Origin of the sequence: Gordonia mangrovi, assembly GCF_024734075.1 — a bacterium.
Classification (GTDB): domain Bacteria; phylum Actinomycetota; class Actinomycetes; order Mycobacteriales; family Mycobacteriaceae; genus Gordonia; species Gordonia mangrovi.
In genome coordinates this window covers 1,613,647-1,630,173 of sequence record NZ_CP102850.1, presented here as the reverse complement: position 1 = coordinate 1,630,173, position 16,527 = coordinate 1,613,647, and the positions used below count along the sequence as shown (strand labels likewise).

At 66.1% G+C, this 16,527-nt stretch carries 15 protein-coding genes and 1 pseudogene; 9 read left to right on the top strand and 7 right to left on the bottom strand.

Going from position 1 to position 16,527, the window contains the following annotated elements; all coding sequences use genetic code 11:
• Positions 1–89 precede the first annotated feature (89 nt).
• From NWF22_RS07465 to NWF22_RS07455, 3 genes are all read left to right on the top strand, one after another.
• Positions 90–305, top strand: a complete 216-nt coding sequence (locus tag NWF22_RS07465; protein WP_202398942.1) for a hypothetical protein — start codon at positions 90–92, stop codon at positions 303–305.
• Positions 306–499: 194 nt separating this feature from the next.
• Positions 500–1,549, top strand: a complete 1,050-nt coding sequence (locus tag NWF22_RS07460; protein ID WP_233751772.1) for a hypothetical protein — start codon at positions 500–502, stop codon at positions 1,547–1,549.
• A 106-nt stretch (positions 1,550–1,655) separates the two neighbouring features.
• Positions 1,656–2,096 carry an anti-sigma factor gene (locus tag NWF22_RS07455; protein ID WP_258321352.1) on the top strand — a complete coding sequence of 147 codons (441 nt, stop codon included), beginning with the start codon at positions 1,656–1,658 and terminating at the stop codon, positions 2,094–2,096.
• Positions 2,097–2,112: 16 nt separating this feature from the next.
• Here the strand turns inward: NWF22_RS07455 and NWF22_RS07450 are convergent, their stop codons facing one another.
• Positions 2,113–2,523, bottom strand: coding sequence for an STAS domain-containing protein (locus tag NWF22_RS07450; RefSeq protein ID WP_160903793.1), 411 nt, complete (start codon positions 2,521–2,523; stop codon positions 2,113–2,115).
• A 369-nt stretch (positions 2,524–2,892) separates the two neighbouring features.
• Here NWF22_RS07450 and NWF22_RS07445 point away from each other — a divergent pair, with 369 nt between their 5' ends.
• Positions 2,893–3,663 (top strand): SigB/SigF/SigG family RNA polymerase sigma factor, encoded by a 771-nt coding sequence (locus NWF22_RS07445; protein ID WP_160903989.1) that lies wholly within the window; start codon positions 2,893–2,895, stop codon positions 3,661–3,663.
• Positions 3,664–3,668: 5 nt separating this feature from the next.
• On the opposite strand, the gene NWF22_RS07440 is transcribed toward NWF22_RS07445, so the two are convergent.
• The gene (locus NWF22_RS07440; RefSeq protein WP_160903792.1) at positions 3,669–4,847 is read right to left on the bottom strand and encodes a zinc-dependent alcohol dehydrogenase; all 1,179 of its coding nucleotides are present in this window, start codon (positions 4,845–4,847) and stop codon (positions 3,669–3,671) included.
• A gap of 297 nt (positions 4,848–5,144) precedes the next feature.
• Between NWF22_RS07440 and NWF22_RS07435 the strand changes: the two genes are divergently transcribed.
• Both NWF22_RS07435 and NWF22_RS07430 read left to right on the top strand, forming a co-directional pair.
• Positions 5,145–5,489 carry an ATP-binding protein gene (locus NWF22_RS07435; RefSeq protein WP_160903791.1) on the top strand — a complete coding sequence of 115 codons (345 nt, stop codon included), beginning with the start codon at positions 5,145–5,147 and terminating at the stop codon, positions 5,487–5,489.
• Positions 5,490–5,549: 60 nt separating this feature from the next.
• On the top strand, positions 5,550–6,485 hold the full coding sequence (locus NWF22_RS07430; RefSeq protein WP_160903790.1) for an oxidoreductase: 936 nt from the start codon (positions 5,550–5,552) through the stop codon (positions 6,483–6,485).
• Here the strand turns inward: NWF22_RS07430 and NWF22_RS07425 are convergent, their stop codons facing one another.
• Entirely contained in the window at positions 6,486–7,343 is an 858-nt protein-coding gene (locus NWF22_RS07425; protein ID WP_233751753.1) for an MmyB family transcriptional regulator, read from the bottom strand. It abuts the gene before it with no gap.
• A 171-nt stretch (positions 7,344–7,514) separates the two neighbouring features.
• On the opposite strand from NWF22_RS07425, the gene NWF22_RS07420 reads away from it, so the two are divergent.
• Positions 7,515–8,261, top strand: a complete 747-nt coding sequence (locus NWF22_RS07420; protein WP_160903789.1) for an SDR family oxidoreductase — start codon at positions 7,515–7,517, stop codon at positions 8,259–8,261.
• A gap of 105 nt (positions 8,262–8,366) precedes the next feature.
• On the opposite strand, the gene NWF22_RS07415 is transcribed toward NWF22_RS07420, so the two are convergent.
• From NWF22_RS07415 to NWF22_RS07400, 4 genes and pseudogenes are all read right to left on the bottom strand, one after another.
• Positions 8,367–9,914: a hypothetical protein gene (locus tag NWF22_RS07415; protein WP_160903788.1), complete on the bottom strand. Its 1,548-nt coding sequence runs from the start codon at positions 9,912–9,914 to the stop codon at positions 8,367–8,369.
• A gap of 271 nt (positions 9,915–10,185) precedes the next feature.
• A pseudogene (locus tag NWF22_RS07410) lies at positions 10,186–10,526 on the bottom strand (DUF1801 domain-containing protein).
• Between the two features lie 102 nt (positions 10,527–10,628).
• Positions 10,629–12,431, bottom strand: a complete 1,803-nt coding sequence (locus NWF22_RS07405) for a thiamine pyrophosphate-requiring protein (RefSeq protein ID WP_160903787.1) — start codon at positions 12,429–12,431, stop codon at positions 10,629–10,631.
• 131 nt (positions 12,432–12,562) lie between these two features.
• A complete protein-coding gene (locus NWF22_RS07400; protein WP_160903786.1) occupies positions 12,563–14,332 on the bottom strand; it encodes a glycoside hydrolase family 15 protein in 1,770 nt (589 codons plus the stop codon).
• An 87-nt stretch (positions 14,333–14,419) separates the two neighbouring features.
• On the opposite strand from NWF22_RS07400, the gene NWF22_RS07395 reads away from it, so the two are divergent.
• Together NWF22_RS07395 and NWF22_RS07390 are read left to right on the top strand one after the other, a co-directional pair.
• Entirely contained in the window at positions 14,420–15,787 is a 1,368-nt protein-coding gene (locus NWF22_RS07395) for a glucose-6-phosphate dehydrogenase (protein WP_160903785.1), read from the top strand.
• An 81-nt stretch (positions 15,788–15,868) separates the two neighbouring features.
• Positions 15,869–16,483 (top strand): VOC family protein, encoded by a 615-nt coding sequence (locus tag NWF22_RS07390; RefSeq protein WP_160903987.1) that lies wholly within the window; start codon positions 15,869–15,871, stop codon positions 16,481–16,483.
• The last annotated feature ends 44 nt before the right edge of the window (positions 16,484–16,527 follow it).

The window sequence follows — 16,527 nt, the reverse complement described above, 5'->3', positions numbered from 1 at the left end:
CGACACTCACGGGCCGTTGTGTCCGACGTTTCATCGGCTGCGGCGCTGGGGAACCTGGTCGCAAGTGATTCCGACAGCAAGGGGGCCAGATGACCGACCCGGAATCGACGAACGGCGGAGGCATCCCGCACGGTCACGAGGAGCAACCGGACCCACGCACTGCGCGCGAGACCGTGGATGACCTCGAGAAGAAGGTGGTGAACCCGCCCGACGACGAGCCCGCCGTCGATCCCACGTCTGCGACCGATGTCGAGACCGGCGACCCGGACAGCCCTGAGGCGGGCGACGCCGAGCCACCGGACTAACCGGTCGAGGGACGCAGGGGACGACGAAGACAGTTACCCCGCTTCGCCGACATCACCGTGTGACGGACCCAAGGTGATGTTGGCGAAGTGGGGTAACTGTCTCTGCCGACGCCCAGGGCGATGGCGACGGTCCGGTGCGGGTGTCGAATGTCCACAAGATGGGTACGCTCGCCCGCGATATGGAGAAGCCGCCAATGCCCCCACGCCCCCAGGGTCTGCGTCTCGTCACCGAACCCGGACTACCCGCCGCGCTCGTCGACCACGCCGACCTGCGGATACATCGGCTCCTCGAGGACAGCGCCATCAAGTACCGCGAGTTCGCGGTCACCCAGGAGACCTCGCTGCACATGTCCCCGCAAGGAGACCTCGACTCGGGGTGGTCCGGAGATGCCGAGGGAGAAACCGATGCGGTGATCTTCGTGACCGAACTTCCTCGCGCGCAGCACCGAGATGTGGTGGTCATCGAGCTCGACCACGCTCGGTCGGCCGCGGTGATCTGCACCCCGGCCCTGGGACTGTTGCCGACGCGCGCTTTCGTCGCGTGTATCGAGGCGATCCTTTCTCGACTGTCCGGCGGCGAGCGCACCGCAACCGGTCCGGTGGGCGGACGCTGGCGTGGCGGGGACGACGGCAGCACCGAGCTGCTGATCGCGCGGGGTATGTCGAGTCGGTTGCGATTGGTCGCCGGCATGATCCGGGGCAACCGTCCATGGCGGATGATCCCCACGCTGACCGGCATGACCGCGGCAGCCGCGGCAACCGCATCATTCGGCGTCTTCTTCTCGTCGATCTGGTCGATGGCCAATGCGCTGAGCCCTTGGCGGCTGACTCTGATCAGCGTGTTGTCGGTCACATTGGGCTCGCTGTGGCTGATCGTCAACAATCGACTCTGGGAGACCTCCGATCTGATGCCGAGATGGCGGCGGACGCTGTACAACACCGCCACCATCGGGACCGTCGGTTTCAGTGCAGTGGTGCTCTACGTCGGATTGTTCGTCGCGACGCTCATCGCCGCGGTGGTGGTGATCGAATCGAAGTTCATGTCCCAGACTCTGGGGCAGGCGGTCGGCATTCGCGAGTATGTCGTTCTGGCGTGGCTGGCGACCTCGATGGGTATGGTCGCCGGAGGCCTGGGCTCCAGCGCGGACAGCTACGACGACGTCCTGCGCGCCACCTACGGGCATCGGGAGCGTATCCGCCGCCGGCGCGCGGATGAACGTGAGCGCCGGCGAGAGGAGTCCTGAGGGCATCGAACGCGTGTTCATCGATCCGTGCGCGGAGGTTTCGGGCCGGCCGATGCCGGGTAAGAATGGTTGGATTGCACCGAAACCGTCGTTTGAGGAGTTTCCAGTGGCTGACTTCGGAGGGATCACCGACGAGCAAGAGGTGATGGATGTGATCACCGAGGCCGCTGCGGCTCCGGTGAAACTATCGGTGATCGCCGGCGCGGATCGTCTGCCGATCGTACGGTCGGTGGTGGAACGCACATTGTTCATCGACGACTGGAGCGTCGACGATGTGGCCGATGTGAAACTCGGTGTGGACGAGATCTGTTCGCAACTGATCGCGGCCGCCGAACCGGGCAGCAGTATCGCAGTGTCCATCGCGGCCGGACCGGCGGGCGTGACCGTGCAGATCGACGGTTGGCCGGACAGCGCCTTCGCGTTCGACACAGCCGGATTCGGTTGGCGTGTGGTGGAAACGGTGACCGACGCGCAGACCGTTGCCTATGTCGAGACCGGAGGTGGACGGCAGGTCGTGGTGCGGGTGGCCAAGAGTCGTACGCCCTGACCAACCGCATCGAACCTCACCGAGGCGGGGTGTTGAGCGCAGTCCCCGCGTCCTCCACGGTCTCGTACACGGCGATGAAGTCGGTCAGTCCGCACGCCGCCAGAGGGCGAGCGACAACTCGAGGGCACACCATGGCAATCGGAATGTGCACGTCGGCCGCGTCCGAGGCGAACCGCGCGAGAATCGGCAGCCCGGAGGTACCGAAGAACGAGATGCGGGACAGATCCAGCACCACGCACTCGGGTTTACCGCTCAGCACGCGGTCCAGCGCAGCAGCGAAATCAGCTGCACTGGCCATGTCGATTTCGCCGGAAAAGCGCTGTACACAAAAGGAATTCTCGGCGGTAAGGCCCCTGGTGGAGCCATTGTCCGTGGACTTCTCAACGGTCCGCGACGGTTGGAAAGTCGTTTGCGTATTGAGGTTCATCGAGCACGCCCGTTCAAATCGGGATCGAGCGCGGACGGAACACGTGAGACCACGGCCGCCCGCATGCAGCTTTTCACTGAACCGCTTCCTCCACCGTACGGTGCCCAGCACACACCAGCAAGCCGTGTTTCCGATCCGTGCAACGCGGGTAGTCGATACTGTCTCAATCGTCGATACCCGCGCCAAGCAGATCGGAGGGCTGTGTTGCCGTCGTCACCATCGGTCGAGCCGGGGTCGGCCGTGAACTCGGATTCGGATTCGGTTCCCACCTCCGAGACGGACGACAAGACCGTCCAGGCCGGGTCGCGCTCTGGGCGCCAAACTTCGGGGAGTGACGACTACGCCGATGTGCCCGAGTCGTTGCGGCGCATGCACGAACAGGGCGACAGTGATCGTCGAACCGCACTGCGCGCCGAGATCGTCGAACGGTGTCTTCCGCTGGCCGAGCACGTCGCACGACGGTTCAGCGACCGTGGAGAGGCCTTCGAGGACCTGCTCCAGGTGGCGCGCGTGGGTGTGGTCAACGCCGTCGACCGGTTCGACGCCGACCGCGGCAACAACTTCCTGTCCTTCGCCGTGCCCACCGTGATGGGCGAAGTGCGTAGACATTTCCGCGACACCATGTGGTCGATGCGAGTTCCGCGCCGCGCCAAGGAGACGTCGCTGCGGATCGGTCGGGCCAGCGATGAACTCGTCCAGGAGCTGGGTCGCTCGCCGCGACCCACCGAACTTGCCGCTCACCTGGACATGCCGGTCGACGAGGTCATCGACGGGCTGATGGCCCGGTCGGCGTACAACGCCATGTCCATCGACGCCGAGCCCGACGGCGACGACGACAGCCGTTCCATCCGGGACACCCTGGGAGAGGACGACGAGCGATTCGCGCAGGTGGAGGAGTTCGTCATGCTCCGTCCGGCGCTCGAGAAGCTCCCGGAACGTGAGCGGGAGATATTGTCGCTCAGATTCTTTCACTCCATGTCGCAGAGCGAGATCGCCACCAAGGTGGGTATCTCGCAGATGCATGTGTCACGGCTGCTGTCGCGCACGTTGACTCAGCTGCGTGCGGAGATGGCGCCGAAGCGGGCCGCAGCGGATCCCGGAGACGGGGATGACGCCGCGGCCGCTGGCGACTCGGCGTGACCCGGTCAGGGCTTGAGGACCATCTTGACTGCTCCGTCGGCCTTGCGCTGGAAGATGTCGTAGGCATGCGGCGCATCATCCAGCGGGAGTTCATGTGAGGCAAACGAATCCACGCCGAGCGGATCGTCGTCGCCGAGCAGCGGCATGATGGACGGGACCCACCTCTTCACATTCGCCTGGCCCATCCGAATCTGAATCTGTTTGTCGAACAACGTCATCAGTGGGAGCGGGTCGGCGGTTCCGCCATAGACCCCGATCAGCGACAGTGTTCCGCCGCGGCGGACGATGTCGATCGCCGAATACAGTGCGGAGAGCCGGTCGAGACCCGCATTCTTCATCAGTGGTTCGGCGACGGCGTCGGGTATGGCGCCGACGATCCGCTGCATCATCTTGTTCACCGGGGAACCGTGCGCCTCCATGCCGACCGCGTCGATGACGGCATCGGTGCCGCGGCCTTGCGTGCGCTCCCGGATCTCCCCGGCGACATCGTCGACCCGTTCGAGATCGATGGTGGCTATCCCGCGAGATTCCAGGCGTGCCAGCCGTTCCGGAACGCGATCGACACCGATGACCTGAGCTCCGCGATGGTGGGCGATCCGCGCCGCCATATCCCCGATCGGCCCGAGTCCGAGCACGGTAACCGACCCGGCGGGTGGGATGTCGGCATACTCGACGGCCTGCCACGCGGTCGGCAGCACGTCCGAGAGATAGACATAGCGTGAGTCGGGCGCGTCTGTGGGCACCTTGATGCGGGTGAACTGGGCCTGCGGAACCCGCAGATACTCGGCCTGACCACCCGGCACCGACCCGTAGAGTTCGGAGTACCCGAAGAGCGCGGCCCCGGTGCCCTGCTCGCGCACCTGCGTCGTCTCACACTGGGTGAAGAGATCATGCGAACACATATAGCAACTGCCGCAGGAGATCTGGAACGGGATCACCACGCGGTCGCCGACGTGCAGATCCCCGACGTCACTGCCGACCTCCTCCACGACCCCCATGGGCTCGTGGCCGAGGATGTCCCCGGGATTCATGAAGGCTCCGAGTACTTCGTACAGGTGCAGATCGGAACCGCAGATGTTGGTCGAGGTCACCTTGATGATGGCGTCGGACGGCTCCTCGATCTTGGGGTCGGGAACAGTGTCCACGCTGACATTTCGCTTGCCCTGCCACGTGACTGCGCGCATCGAGCACTCCTAATCTCCGTTCCGCGGCGCGGATTCCGGTCGACGACGATCTGTCGGCAGAGTGCCCCGCCGGTTCGCGAGGCAAACGCGAAGACGGCCGGGTGTCGCGGTCGACGGCGCGGATGAGGTAATCCGGGACGCCCGCGTTGGGGAGCGGCGTCGAGTGGGTTGTTTACCACCGGCTTCGCGCGGGTACCGCATCATCGTCATGACGATCCTGTGAGAAGCCCACGTGTCAGACAGATCGGAGCCATGAAGATCACTTGCGATGTCTCGGTCGAGGTCACGGTGCCGGCGGTGGCCGAGCGGGTGTCCCTGGTCCGGCATGCCATCGGCGACGTGCTCGACGACACGGCCGTTCCCGAGACGAGCGCTGTTGATCTGCTTCTCGCGCTGGATGCGATGTGCAGTGTGATCATCCAGTGCTCGGACGAGTCCCGCCCGTTGACGTGCCAGTGCACGGTGGGTGACACCCATGCGCGATTGCGGGTGACCGGCCACTTGGTCGGCGATGTCGAACTGCGGCGTCGAGGATATGCGTGGCGCCTGCTCGACAGCGCCGTGGATGGCCTTACCGTGGCGAGCCACGATGACGGCTCCGTGCAGCTGTCGGGGCACAAGGCGCATCGCTCCGCGGATTGACGACCAGAAGCGGTACGCCGCTGGGTATCGTGAACCATCCGTCGAGACCAGGGGTGGTGGATGTCCAGGAGTGGGTGGGGGCCGTCGCAGGCGCCGCGCATCGACGGTCGTGTCGTGGTGGTGACCGGCGCCAATTCCGGAATCGGTCTCGAGACGGTGCGACATCTGGCCGGCCTGGGTGCTCGTGTCGTGATGGCCTGCCGCAACCTCGACAGCGCCGAGGCAGCGCGGGCCGACGTGTTGGGAACGGTGCCTGACGCAGACGTCCAGGTGGTGCAGACCGACCTCAGTGATCTCGGTTCGGTGCGCAAGGCGGCGAATCAGATCGCCCTCGAGCATTCTGTCGTGGATGTGGTGATCAACAACGCCGGCGTGATGGCCGGGCGGCGGGATCTGACCGCCGACGGGTTCGAGATGGATTTCGGCACCAACTTCCTGGGCCACTTCGCGCTGACGGGCTTGCTGCTCGAGCGTCTGCTGGTCGCGGATGCGGGTCGGGTGGTGACGGTGGGCAGCAATGCGCACCGCGGCGGTGTCGTGGACTTCGACGATCTGACACTGGCCCGGTCGTTCAGTACGTCCCGCGCCTATCAGCGGGCGAAGTTCGCGCAGCTGGTGTTCGCGATGCATCTACAGCGCCGCTTGACGGCGACGGGTCATCGCACCCCGATTTCGGTGGCGGCCCATCCCGGTGCCACCCACAGTGGCGTCATGCGCGACTCCGGTCGCGTGCTCAGGTGGCTGTTCACCACGCCGTCGCTGCATCGGGTGCGCAGAACGTTCATCATGGAGGCACCCGACGGCGCGCTGCCGTCGGTGCGGGCGGCCACGGATCCGGAGGTCACCGGCGGTCAGTATTTCGGTCCGTCGGGCCCGATGGAGTTCAGCGGGCCACCGGTGCCGGTGCGGCCGAGCCCGCGGGTGCGGGACCCCGCTCTGGGCAAACGCCTGTGGGAGGTCGCCGAAGCGCTGACCGGTGTGCGCTACCCCTTCTGATCAGACGCCCACGGCGCTGAGCATCGCCAGCTTCTCATGGTCGTCGCTTCCCGGGGTCGCCGTGTACACGAGCAGCACCTGCGCCGTATCCGGGTCGAGCAAGGTCTGGCAGAACACCTCGATCACACCGAGCTCCGGGTGGAGTAGCCGTTTGCGCTCATCGGTGAGTCGGGCACCGACATCGTGGCGATGCCACAACTCGGCGAAGGACGGACTGATCGGCAGCAGTGCCTCGGCGATCTCGGCGGCGCGTGAGTCCGGTCCCTCGCGGGTCGCCGCCACGCGCAGACGACCGGTGTGCGCGCGAGCGTGATGATCGTGGTCCTCGGCCGGGAAACGTTCTCGGGTCGCCGGATCGGTGAACCACCGATATGTGATGCTGCGATCGAGTCCCTGGAACGCCATGTCGTCGCCGACGAGTGCGGCCGCCGGGCCGGTCTGGAACAGCGTCTCCCCGGCGCTGTTGACCACCATTGCCGGGGTGTCGGCGAGGCGGTCGACGATCCGCATCATGCCCGGCCCGATGTGGTCGATCCGTGCGCGCCGGACGGGGCTGTGCTGGCCCGCGAGCTCGAACAGATGATCGCGTTCGTCCAGCGAGAGATGCAGGGCGCGAGCCAGCGCGGCCAGCATCTGTTCGGACGGATGCGGTCCACGCTGCTGTTCGAGGCGGGTGTAGTAGTCGGTCGACATTCCGACCAGCATCGCCACTTCTTCGCGGCGTAGTCCGCGGGTGCGGCGCCGCGCGCCTACGGGCAGACCGACGTCGGCCGGTTGCAGGGCCTCGCGCCTGCGGCGGAGAAACCCGGCGAGCCCCGCCCGATCCATCGCCATCGGTGGCTCCTCTCCTGCGGTCATTCGTTGATCGCATCGTCGACGTCCACTGTGGCTCATCGGCAGCCCGGCATCCAGGGATCGGCGATCCCCCGATCGGTGCGTCCTTGTTGTCACCGGCGATCCGGATTGGACTGGACCCCATCGATCGATGCACTGGCATCGATCGGGAACCGACAACGCAGGAGACGAGATATGCGCATCCACGACAACACCATCTTCATCCCGGGCGCTACCTCCGGTATCGGCCTGGCACTGGCGGTTCGGCTGCACAGCGAGGGCAACCATGTGATCGTCGGTGGCCGACGCACCGAACTGCTCGCGCAGATCGCACGGCAGTATCCCGGTATCGACACCGTTCGGATCGACGTCGCGGATGCCGCGGACGTGGACCGTGCCGCTGCCGAGGTGCTCGAACGGTTCGGCGGTGTGAACGTGCTGATCACCATGGCGGGTCTGATGCGCGCCGAGAACCTCCGCGACCGCGGCTTTCTGCCGACAGCGGTCACCGAGGTGCACACCAACATCCTCGGTCCGCTGCGCCTGGTTTCCGCCTTCGTGGAACATATTGTGGCACAACCACAGGCGACCATCATCACGGTGTCGTCGGGGCTGGCGTTCACGCCGATGGCCACCACGCCCACCTACAGTGCCAGCAAGGCGGCCATCCACTCCTTCACTGACAGCCTGCGTCTGCAACTCGCCGGCACCGGTGTGGAGGTGCTTGAACTGGCACCGCCGGCGGTGCAAACCGATCTGATGCCCGGTCAGGCCGACGCCGAGTGGGCGATGCCCCTCGACGGCTTCGTCGACGAGGTCATGTCCCTGCTGCCTTCCGCGACGCGCGAGATCCTGGTTGAGAATGTGAAGCCGCTCCGCTTCGCCGAGTCGGCAGGTAACCGCGACGACCTGATGGCGGCCCTGGCACATCAGGCCCACTGAATCACGCTGCAGATCACCGGGAGACATGACTCAACGACCGGCCAGGAAGGTCGGTTGCGGAGTTCATGCACAGGTGTGGGGCGGGCCTCGCCGAGACCCTGCAGGTTAGGGGTGTCGGCAGCGGTAGTCGCGGTAGCGCACGATCCGGTGGACGCGTGGGGTAGCCGCGCAGCGGGATTCGAGCACTGCAGGTGCCGGTGCGAGGACGGCAGGGGTGGACTGGTTCCAGCGCACTCGCCGCACGTCGACCGGGCGCTGTCTCCCGTTGACTGGGCGCTGTTTTCCGTCGAGTGGGCTTTCGTGGCCAGGGCTTTCGTGGTCGACCGTGCGTTCGGCGACGTCATGGTGTGCGAGCGGATCGACTTCGGTGGGGTTGTGTGCAGACCCAATGTTGTCGGGGCAGGCGTCTGACGACACGCTCTCATCGGGGCTCGGAGCGTCGCAGCGCGCGGTCCAGGGCCGGGTCGATTCGCTACCGTCGCCGGGGTCGTCGGATGTCGGATCAGGGGCGGTGTCGGTGGTATCCGATTGTGCAGCAGAAGGTTCGACAGTGGTGATGTCGGGTTCGATGGGCTCGGCGGGGTCGGCGGAGTCCGTGCTCTCGTCGACGGGCGTGGCCGTGGCCTCGGGTGTGGTCGCGTCGTCGTCGATCGCCGCCGACGGGGTCGCGTCGGCGGTTGCGCGGGTGCGGGCGGTGCAGGTGTCGTAGCCGCATTCGCATTGCAGGTGTGCGCCGGGGACGCCGTGGATTTCGGCGAGGGCGATGGCGCGGCGGTGTCCGACGCGGCGGGGGTCGCGGCGGCAGACGCGTTCGTCGAGGAGGTCGGCGATGCGGTGTTGTAGGTGGATGGCGTGTTCGGCGCTCAGGCAGGCCGACATTTCCATGTGGCCGAAGGCTTCTTTGGCGAAGGTGACGTTCTGGAAGGCTTGAGCGACGTCCTCGCGGGCTTGGGCGTGGGCGTCAGGGTCCAGGCTGATCAGTGCGCTGTCGAGTTCGTCGCGTAGCACGGTGTCGGGGGTGGGTCGGTAGGCCAGTTCCAGGGCGATGTCTTCGAAATCGACGGGCGCTTCGGCCGGGTCCTGGGCCGGGTCCTCGGGCGTCTTGTCGGAGCAATCCGGGTCACCGTCACCGTCACCGTCGGCGCAAGCGTTTGCGTCTGGGGCGGGTTCCTCGACTGGGGTGTCAGGTCGGGGACCGAGCGCCTCGTCGAGGATCTCGTTGAGGCGTGGTCGGAGGTTGCCTTTCGGGGCGGTCTGCGAACTGGTGGCCAGTTCGGTGACGCGGTGGGTGCTGAAGTCTCCGGCGAGGTAGGCCAACCGGATTTTGGGCAGGTCCGCCAGCATGTGTGCCAGTGAGGCCCATTCGCCGGCTTTGCCGCGGGTGATGCCCAGTTGCAGGGAGATCTCGCCGATGGCGTATTTGTGGGCTTTCGTGTGGGAGCGGGAGTTGGCGTGCGGGCCTTGTCCGTTCATGCGGTCGTTGTAGGCGCGGTCGCCGATCATGCCGGCACCGAGCACGGTGCGGGCTTCGGATTGGCGGCTCAAGCGCAGCGTGTCGCGCACGCCCTCGGCGTAGGCCATCTCCTCGGCGACACCATCGAGCGGCGCCGACAACACGGTGTCGTCGGCGTCGTGATCGGTGAACGAGAACACGAGACGACCTCTCTACGAGACGGTGGCGGGCAACGAATCAGGAACTACAGTCAGGCTAACGGCGGGGTCCGACAACAACGGTCGACCAGCATCGGAGGATGTGGAGCAGGTGCGGCGTCATCGAACAGATTCAGAGTATCGACGGGGTACGACAACAACAGATCGACGACGATCGGCACACTGAGGCAACGCATGACAGCAGGGTAGCGATCGCCTCCGACAGGTACCGCTGCGCGGCGTGCACCGGTAGACAGTCGACGACGGCCCGCGACTACTTTCGGTTGAATGCCACTGCGGCACGGATCAAGTCGGCGAAAGCGTCATCGTTCACGGTGTCCGACTCTCTGATGTCGACGGCGCGGCGCGTACCGGCGGTCAGACTGGCATTGAAGACGTTGGCCGGATCAGGTAGCGCGGCGCCCTGGGCGAAGGTGACCTTGACCTTGTCCTTGTAGGTTTCCAGCGTGCACACCAGCCCGTCCAACGAGAAGGTCGGGACCCGTCCGGGTTCGACGGCTTGCGCCACTTGATCTCTTCGGTGATGTCGGGTTCGGCCTTGACGATGAGCGTCCGAATCTGCTGGGCACGCGTGTCACGCCAGTCGGCCGTCATGAGATCACAGTACTCGGCGGGATGACTCGGTCCAGGCCGTTCGGCCGCAATCCAAGCAGCGACCGACGCCCGATCGGACGTGCGGTCGCCGTGGGCGCCCCATCACCTACTCTCGTCTCCCTTGGTGCCCGGGAGATACTGCTGCACCTTCTGTTTTGTGCCCTCGCGGATGATGTCCCAGGCGTCCTCGTCGCCCTTGACCAACGCGGCGCTCAGCGACATCGCCTGGTCTAGGGTGGCGTGCGGCGGGATGGGCGGAACGCTCGGATCGCACCGGACGTCGAGCAGCGTCGGTCGGTCGGCGGCAAGAGCCCGGTCCCAAGCGTCGCCGAGCTGATCGAGTTCGTCGACGTTGATGCCGCCGAGTCCGATGCTGCGCGCGAAGGCGGCATAGTCCATCTCCGGAAGGTCCTGGGAAGCAGAGAATTTAGGAGAACTGGACATCGCCCGCTGTTCCCAGGTGACCTGGTTGAGGTCGTTGTTGTGCAACACGACCACGATCAGTTGCGGATTGGTCCACTGCTGCCAGTAGCGGGCGACGGTGAGCATCTCGGCCAGGCCGTTCATCTGCATCGCGCCGTCACCTTCGAAGGCGATCGTCGGCCGGTCGGGGTGTGCCCACTTGGCGCCGATCACATACGGCACGGCCGGGCCCATGGTGGCGAGCGTGCCGGACAACGATCCGCGCATCTCGTCGCGGAAGGTGATGTGACGGGCGTACCAGTTGGCGGCACTCCCGGAATCGGCGGCGATGATGGCGTTCGACGGTGCGCGTTCGGAGAACTCGTGGAAGATCCGCATCGGATTGATCGGGTGCGCGTCGGTCATGGCCTGGCGTTGTGCGGTTTTCTGCCAGCGGGCCACCTGCTTTTCCACCGACTCGCGCCATGAGCGGTCCTGCTTGTACTCCAGTTTCGGGATGAGTTGCTGCAGTGTGCGTTTGGCGTCGCCGATCAGGTTGACCTCGTTCGGGTAGCGCATGCCGATCCACTTGCCGGATCGGTCGATCTGCACGCCGCGCGCCTGGTCGAGTTCCGGGAGGAACTGCGTGTAGGGAAAGTTGGATCCGACGGTCAGCAGGGTGTCGCAGTCACGCATCAGGTGGTAGCTCGCGGTGGTGCCGAGCAGTCCGATGGAGCCGGTCACCCACGGCAGGGTGTCCGGCAGGACATCACGACCCAGCAGGGCCTTGGCACACCCCGCTCCCAGCGTATCGGCGACCTGGGTGAGTTCGTCGACACATCCGCGTGCGCCCTGGCCGACGAGAATCGCGACCTTCTCGCCCTCGTTGAGCACCGTCGCCGCCCGGGAGACCGCGGCCGGGTCCGGATCCGGTGTCGCCTCGTCGATGCCGAGACTGGATGGCACCTGCTTGAACTCGTGTTGCGGTGGTGAGTAATCGAGTTCGAAGACATCCGAGGGGAAGATCAGCGCGGTCGGAACCCGCTCGGTCATCGCGATCCGGAAGGCGCGATCGAGGAGATTCGGGATCTGCTCGGGCACCGTGCACATCTGCACGTAGTCGCTGCACACATCCTTGTACAGCGCGAGCATGTCGATCTCCTGCTGATACGATCCGCCCATCGCCGACCGCTCGGTCTGCCCGACGATCGCGACCATCGGCACGTGGTCGAGTTTGGCGTCGTAGAGACCGTTGAGCAGGTGAATTCCGCCGGGCCCGCTGGTAGCCGCGCATACTCCGACGCGGCCCGAGAACTTCGCGAAACCGACAGCTTCGAAGGCGCTCATCTCTTCGTGTCGGGATTGCACGAATTGTGGATCGTCGCCCGCATCGGCCCAGGCGGCGAGAAGTCCGTTGATCCCATCACCGGGGTATCCGAAGACCTGGTGCACATCCCATTCGCGCAGACGGGACAGCACGACATCGGCGACCGTGTCACTCATGACAGCTCCTACGCATCTCGTGATTCGTGGTCGCACTTCGGCTACCCGGTATGGCCAGGTTTGACACCTGGGTGACTCAGAGAAGATAGAAGAATCGAAAGACGTTCGACGCCTGACCTATTCGGCCGCGATCACACCGATGCGAGCGCGTTCGCGGCCCGCACAAACGCGAGATGCGACAGCGCCTGCGGGGTGTTGCCCGCCTGTCGTTGCTCGTCGACGTTGTACTCCTCGGAGAACAGGCCGACGTCGTTGGCGGTGGCGACCGCGGTCTTCATCAGTGCGGCCGCATCGTCGGCGCGCCCGCTGCGCGCGTATTGCGTGACCAGCCAGAAGGTGCACGCGAGGAACGGGTGTTCGTCGCCCTGCAGGCCGTCGACGCCGGTGCCGGTGCGGTAGCGCAACACGAGACCGCCACGCAGCAGGGTGCGTTCGATGTGCTCGACCGTGGCCAGCATTCGCGGATCGTTCGGCGCGCAGAAACCGACCTGCGGGAGCAACAACAGCGAGGCGTCGACCTCGTCGGTTCCCGCATACTGCACGAACCGACCGGTCCCGGGATCGACACATTCGGTGTCGATCTCGTAGCGCAGTCGGTCGCGTAGGTCACGCCAGTGCTCGGGTGAGCCATCGAGGCCGTAGCGCTCCACCGCCCGGACACCACGGTCGAACGCGGCCCACTTCATCACTCGCGACTGGGTGAACATGCGGGGTTCACCACGCATCTCCCAGATCCCGTTGTCGAGCCATTCGAGTTTGGCCTCCACCTGCTCGAGCAGCGCCTTCTGCAGCGCCCACGACAGCCGTGTCTCCGCCAGCCCCGCATCACGGGCGTCGTCTAGGCCCACCATCACCTCACCGATCACGTCGCCCTGATACTGATCGACGGCGCCGTTGCCGATGCGCACCGGTGCCGAGTTCGCGTATCCGGGCAATTGCGGCAACTCGCGCTCGATCAGATCGCGTTCCCCGGCAATGCCATACATGATCTGGATGTCCTCGGTGTCGCCGGCGATGGCGCGCATCAGCCACATCCGCCAGTGTTCGGCCACATGCAGGAAACCGTGGTTCACCAGCGCCTCCAACGTCAGCGATGCATCGCGCAACCAGACGTAGCGGTAGTCCCAGTTGCGGGCTCCGCCGAACTGTTCGGGCAACGACGTGGTGGCTGCGGCCACGATGCCTCCGGTGTCCATGTTGCTCAACGCGCGCAACGTGATCAGCGAACGGATGACCTGTTCGTGGTGGGGTCCGGTGTGGTCGATGCGGCTCGCGAACTCCGTCCACCAGGCGCGGGTGCGGGTCAGCGCGTCGTCGACCGCCAACGGCCCCGGTTCCTCGCGGTGCGAGTGGTACCAGGTCAGGGTGAGATCCATGGTGACGTCGGGTTCCACGGTGAAGTATCCGCGATGGACGTCGCCGTCGGCATGCAGCGGAAGACCGCGCACGACACAGGCGTCCGGCCCGGCGATGCCGCGCAGCGCCGGACCCGTCGTGTCGCCCACCTGCAGCACCCACGGGATCGACTTCGCGTAGTCGAACCGCATCCGGAGTTCGGTCTCGAAGTCCACGTAACCCGACACGCCGACCACTCGTCGGACCAGATCCACCCGGCCGCCGTCGATCGGCATGAACTCGTGGACCTCGGCGGTGCCGGTGGAGGTTTCCCAGCGTGTGGTCAGGATCAGCGTGTCGGCGTCGTAGCCGCGCGTCGCCCGGGCGGCGGGGTCGCGGGGCGCCAACCGCCAGTGTCCGTGTTCCTCCGAGCCGAGTAGCGCGGCGAATATGGACGCCGAATCGAACCGGGGGACGCACAGCCAGTCGATACTGCCGTCCGCGGAGATCAGCGCGGCAGTCCGGCAGTCGCCCACCATTGCGTAGTCCTCGATGCGTGCGCCCATGACGTCGATTGTCCCCATCGGTGCCCTTCGGCGTGGCAAGGCCGGCAGATCCGCCCGCTCGAATCCACCCGAGGGTTACCGTCGGATATGGCCACCACGACGTTGTTCATCTTCGGTGCGATGGGGGATCTGACCTCACGCCTGCTGCTGCCGGCGCTTGCGCAACTCCTTGCTCTCGAACCCGACCGCGAGGTGCGGTTGGTGGGCGTGGGTCGCCGCGATGTCTCCGACGACGAGTGGCGCGAGCGGGTGTCGGATGCCTTCGGCGACGACATGGCGGAGTCGGCGCGTCAGGTCGCTGCCCAGACCACGTTCCGCCAGGCGGACGTCAGCAGCGCTGACGGCTTGCGCACGGTTCTCGACCAGGCCGGCGACGGCCGTTCGGTGCTGTACTTCGCGGTGCCCCCGTCGGTCGCGCAGCAGTCCTGCGATGCCATGGCCGAGCTCGACGACCTGCCCGACGATGTGTTGCTGGCTCTGGAGAAGCCATTCGGCACCGATGAGGACAGCGCACGGGGCTTCAATGCCAAGTTGGCCCGGCTGGTGCCGGAGAACCAGGTGTTCCGCGTCGACCATTTCCTCGGTCAGTCGATCCTGCTCGATCTGTTCGGTATTCGCTTCGCCAACCGGGTGTTCGAACCCGTCTGGTCGGCTGAGCACATCGAGTCGGTGGTGATCCGCTACGACGAGACCTTGGGGCTGGAGGGGCGAGCCGGCTACTACGACAAGGCCGGCGCATTGGTCGACATGATGCAGAGCCACCTGCTGGAGCTGCTGGCCGTGGTTGCCATGGACCCGCCGGCGTCGTTGAACGAACGCGATCTGCGCGACGCGACCGGAGCTGCGCTGCGCGCGACCCGCATCGCGGACGGCGATCCGGTGCGCTCGTCGCGTCGTGCGCGGTACACCGCGGGGGAGGCCGGCGGCAAGCAGCTCCCGTCCTATGTCGACGAGGACGGTGTCGATCCGGCGCGTGGTACCGAGACGTTGGCCGAAGCGACCTTCGAGGTGAACACCGCCCGCTGGGCGGGCGTCCCGTTCACGCTGCGGTCGGGCAAGGCGCTCGAACCGGCGGTGAAGGAGATCGCCCTGCATTTCCGTCCGGTGCGTCATCTGCCGCAGCAGTTCAGCGGGGACGTCGCGCCCAACGTCGTGCGCCTGACCTTCGGTCCCGACGCGATGTCGTTGCGGCTCAACGTCCATGACGGAACCGACCCGTTCGACCTGGCAGCCACCGAACTCGGTGCCGACCTCGGGGAGGGCTCCATCCGCGCCTACGCCGAAGTGCTATCCGGCATCCTCGACGGCGACGCCACCCTGGCCGTGCGCGGCGATGCGGCCGAACAGTGCTGGCGCATCGTCGGGCCGATCATCGATGCCTGGCAGGCCGACCGGGTGCCGCTCGAGGAGTATCCCGCGGGTTCGGCCGGGCCCGACGGGTGGCGTCGGGTGTGACGCTCCGATCGCTTCCCGGATCGGTCAGGAATCGAGAAGCCTGGGTGGGGAGTCGCGGCCTAGCGTCATCGGCATACTCGCATCGACTCCATCACCCTCCACGTTCCCGACGCCGCCGCCGCGAAGATCTTCTACGACAAGGCCTTCGGCATCGGCGACCAACTCAACTTCCGCGCCTCCGATGCCCCCACGAGTGGGTTCCGCGGCTACGTCCTGTCGCTCGTGGTTCCTGACCCCGCCGTCGTCGACTCCCTCATCGTCCCCGCCCTCGACGCCGGCGCCACCGCGATCAAACCCGCGAAGAAGTCGTTCTGGGGTTACGGCGGGGTGGTGCGGACGCCCGATGGCGCCCTGTGGAAAGTCGCGTCCTCGAGTAAGAAGGCCGCCGGCGCACCCGCGCGGCAGATCGATGATGTCGTGCTGCTCATCGGAGCCGCCGACGTCGCCGAGAGCAAGAGGTTCTACGTCGACCACGGACTGACCGTCGCCAAGAGTTTCGGCCGCAAATACGTCGAATTCGCCGGTGACGGCACTGACATCACCCTCGCCCTCTACGGGCGCAAGGCGGCCGCAAAGGACGCGGGCGTGAACGCCGCCGGCAGTGGATCGCATCGCATCGAGATCGGCGGCGATGCGGGCGCTTTCACCGACCCCGACGGATTCGTCTGGCGCGCCTCGGCGGATGTCGCGGGCTGACTCTTCTGTTGACCGGTCCTACCGGCGTAACCTTGGAGAGCGAG

Bases quoted from the DNA above. Each gene is read 5' to 3' on its own strand.
- NWF22_RS07400 (WP_160903786.1), bottom strand. From the start codon at position 14,332: ATGGGCGCACGCATCGAGGACTACGCAATGGTGGGCGACTGCCGGACT.
- NWF22_RS07445 (WP_160903989.1), top strand. From the start codon at position 2,893: ATGCACGAACAGGGCGACAGTGATCGTCGAACCGCACTGCGCGCCGAG.
- NWF22_RS07405 (WP_160903787.1), bottom strand. From the start codon at position 12,431: ATGAGTGACACGGTCGCCGATGTCGTGCTGTCCCGTCTGCGCGAATGG.
- NWF22_RS07395 (WP_160903785.1), top strand. From the start codon at position 14,420: ATGGCCACCACGACGTTGTTCATCTTCGGTGCGATGGGGGATCTGACC.
- NWF22_RS07465 (WP_202398942.1), top strand. From the start codon at position 90: ATGACCGACCCGGAATCGACGAACGGCGGAGGCATCCCGCACGGTCAC.
- NWF22_RS07425 (WP_233751753.1), bottom strand. From the start codon at position 7,343: ATGACCGCAGGAGAGGAGCCACCGATGGCGATGGATCGGGCGGGGCTC.
- NWF22_RS07430 (WP_160903790.1), top strand. From the start codon at position 5,550: ATGTCCAGGAGTGGGTGGGGGCCGTCGCAGGCGCCGCGCATCGACGGT.
- NWF22_RS07460 (WP_233751772.1), top strand. From the start codon at position 500: ATGCCCCCACGCCCCCAGGGTCTGCGTCTCGTCACCGAACCCGGACTA.
- NWF22_RS07420 (WP_160903789.1), top strand. From the start codon at position 7,515: ATGCGCATCCACGACAACACCATCTTCATCCCGGGCGCTACCTCCGGT.
- NWF22_RS07440 (WP_160903792.1), bottom strand. From the start codon at position 4,847: ATGCGCGCAGTCACGTGGCAGGGCAAGCGAAATGTCAGCGTGGACACT.
- NWF22_RS07450 (WP_160903793.1), bottom strand. From the start codon at position 2,523: ATGAACCTCAATACGCAAACGACTTTCCAACCGTCGCGGACCGTTGAG.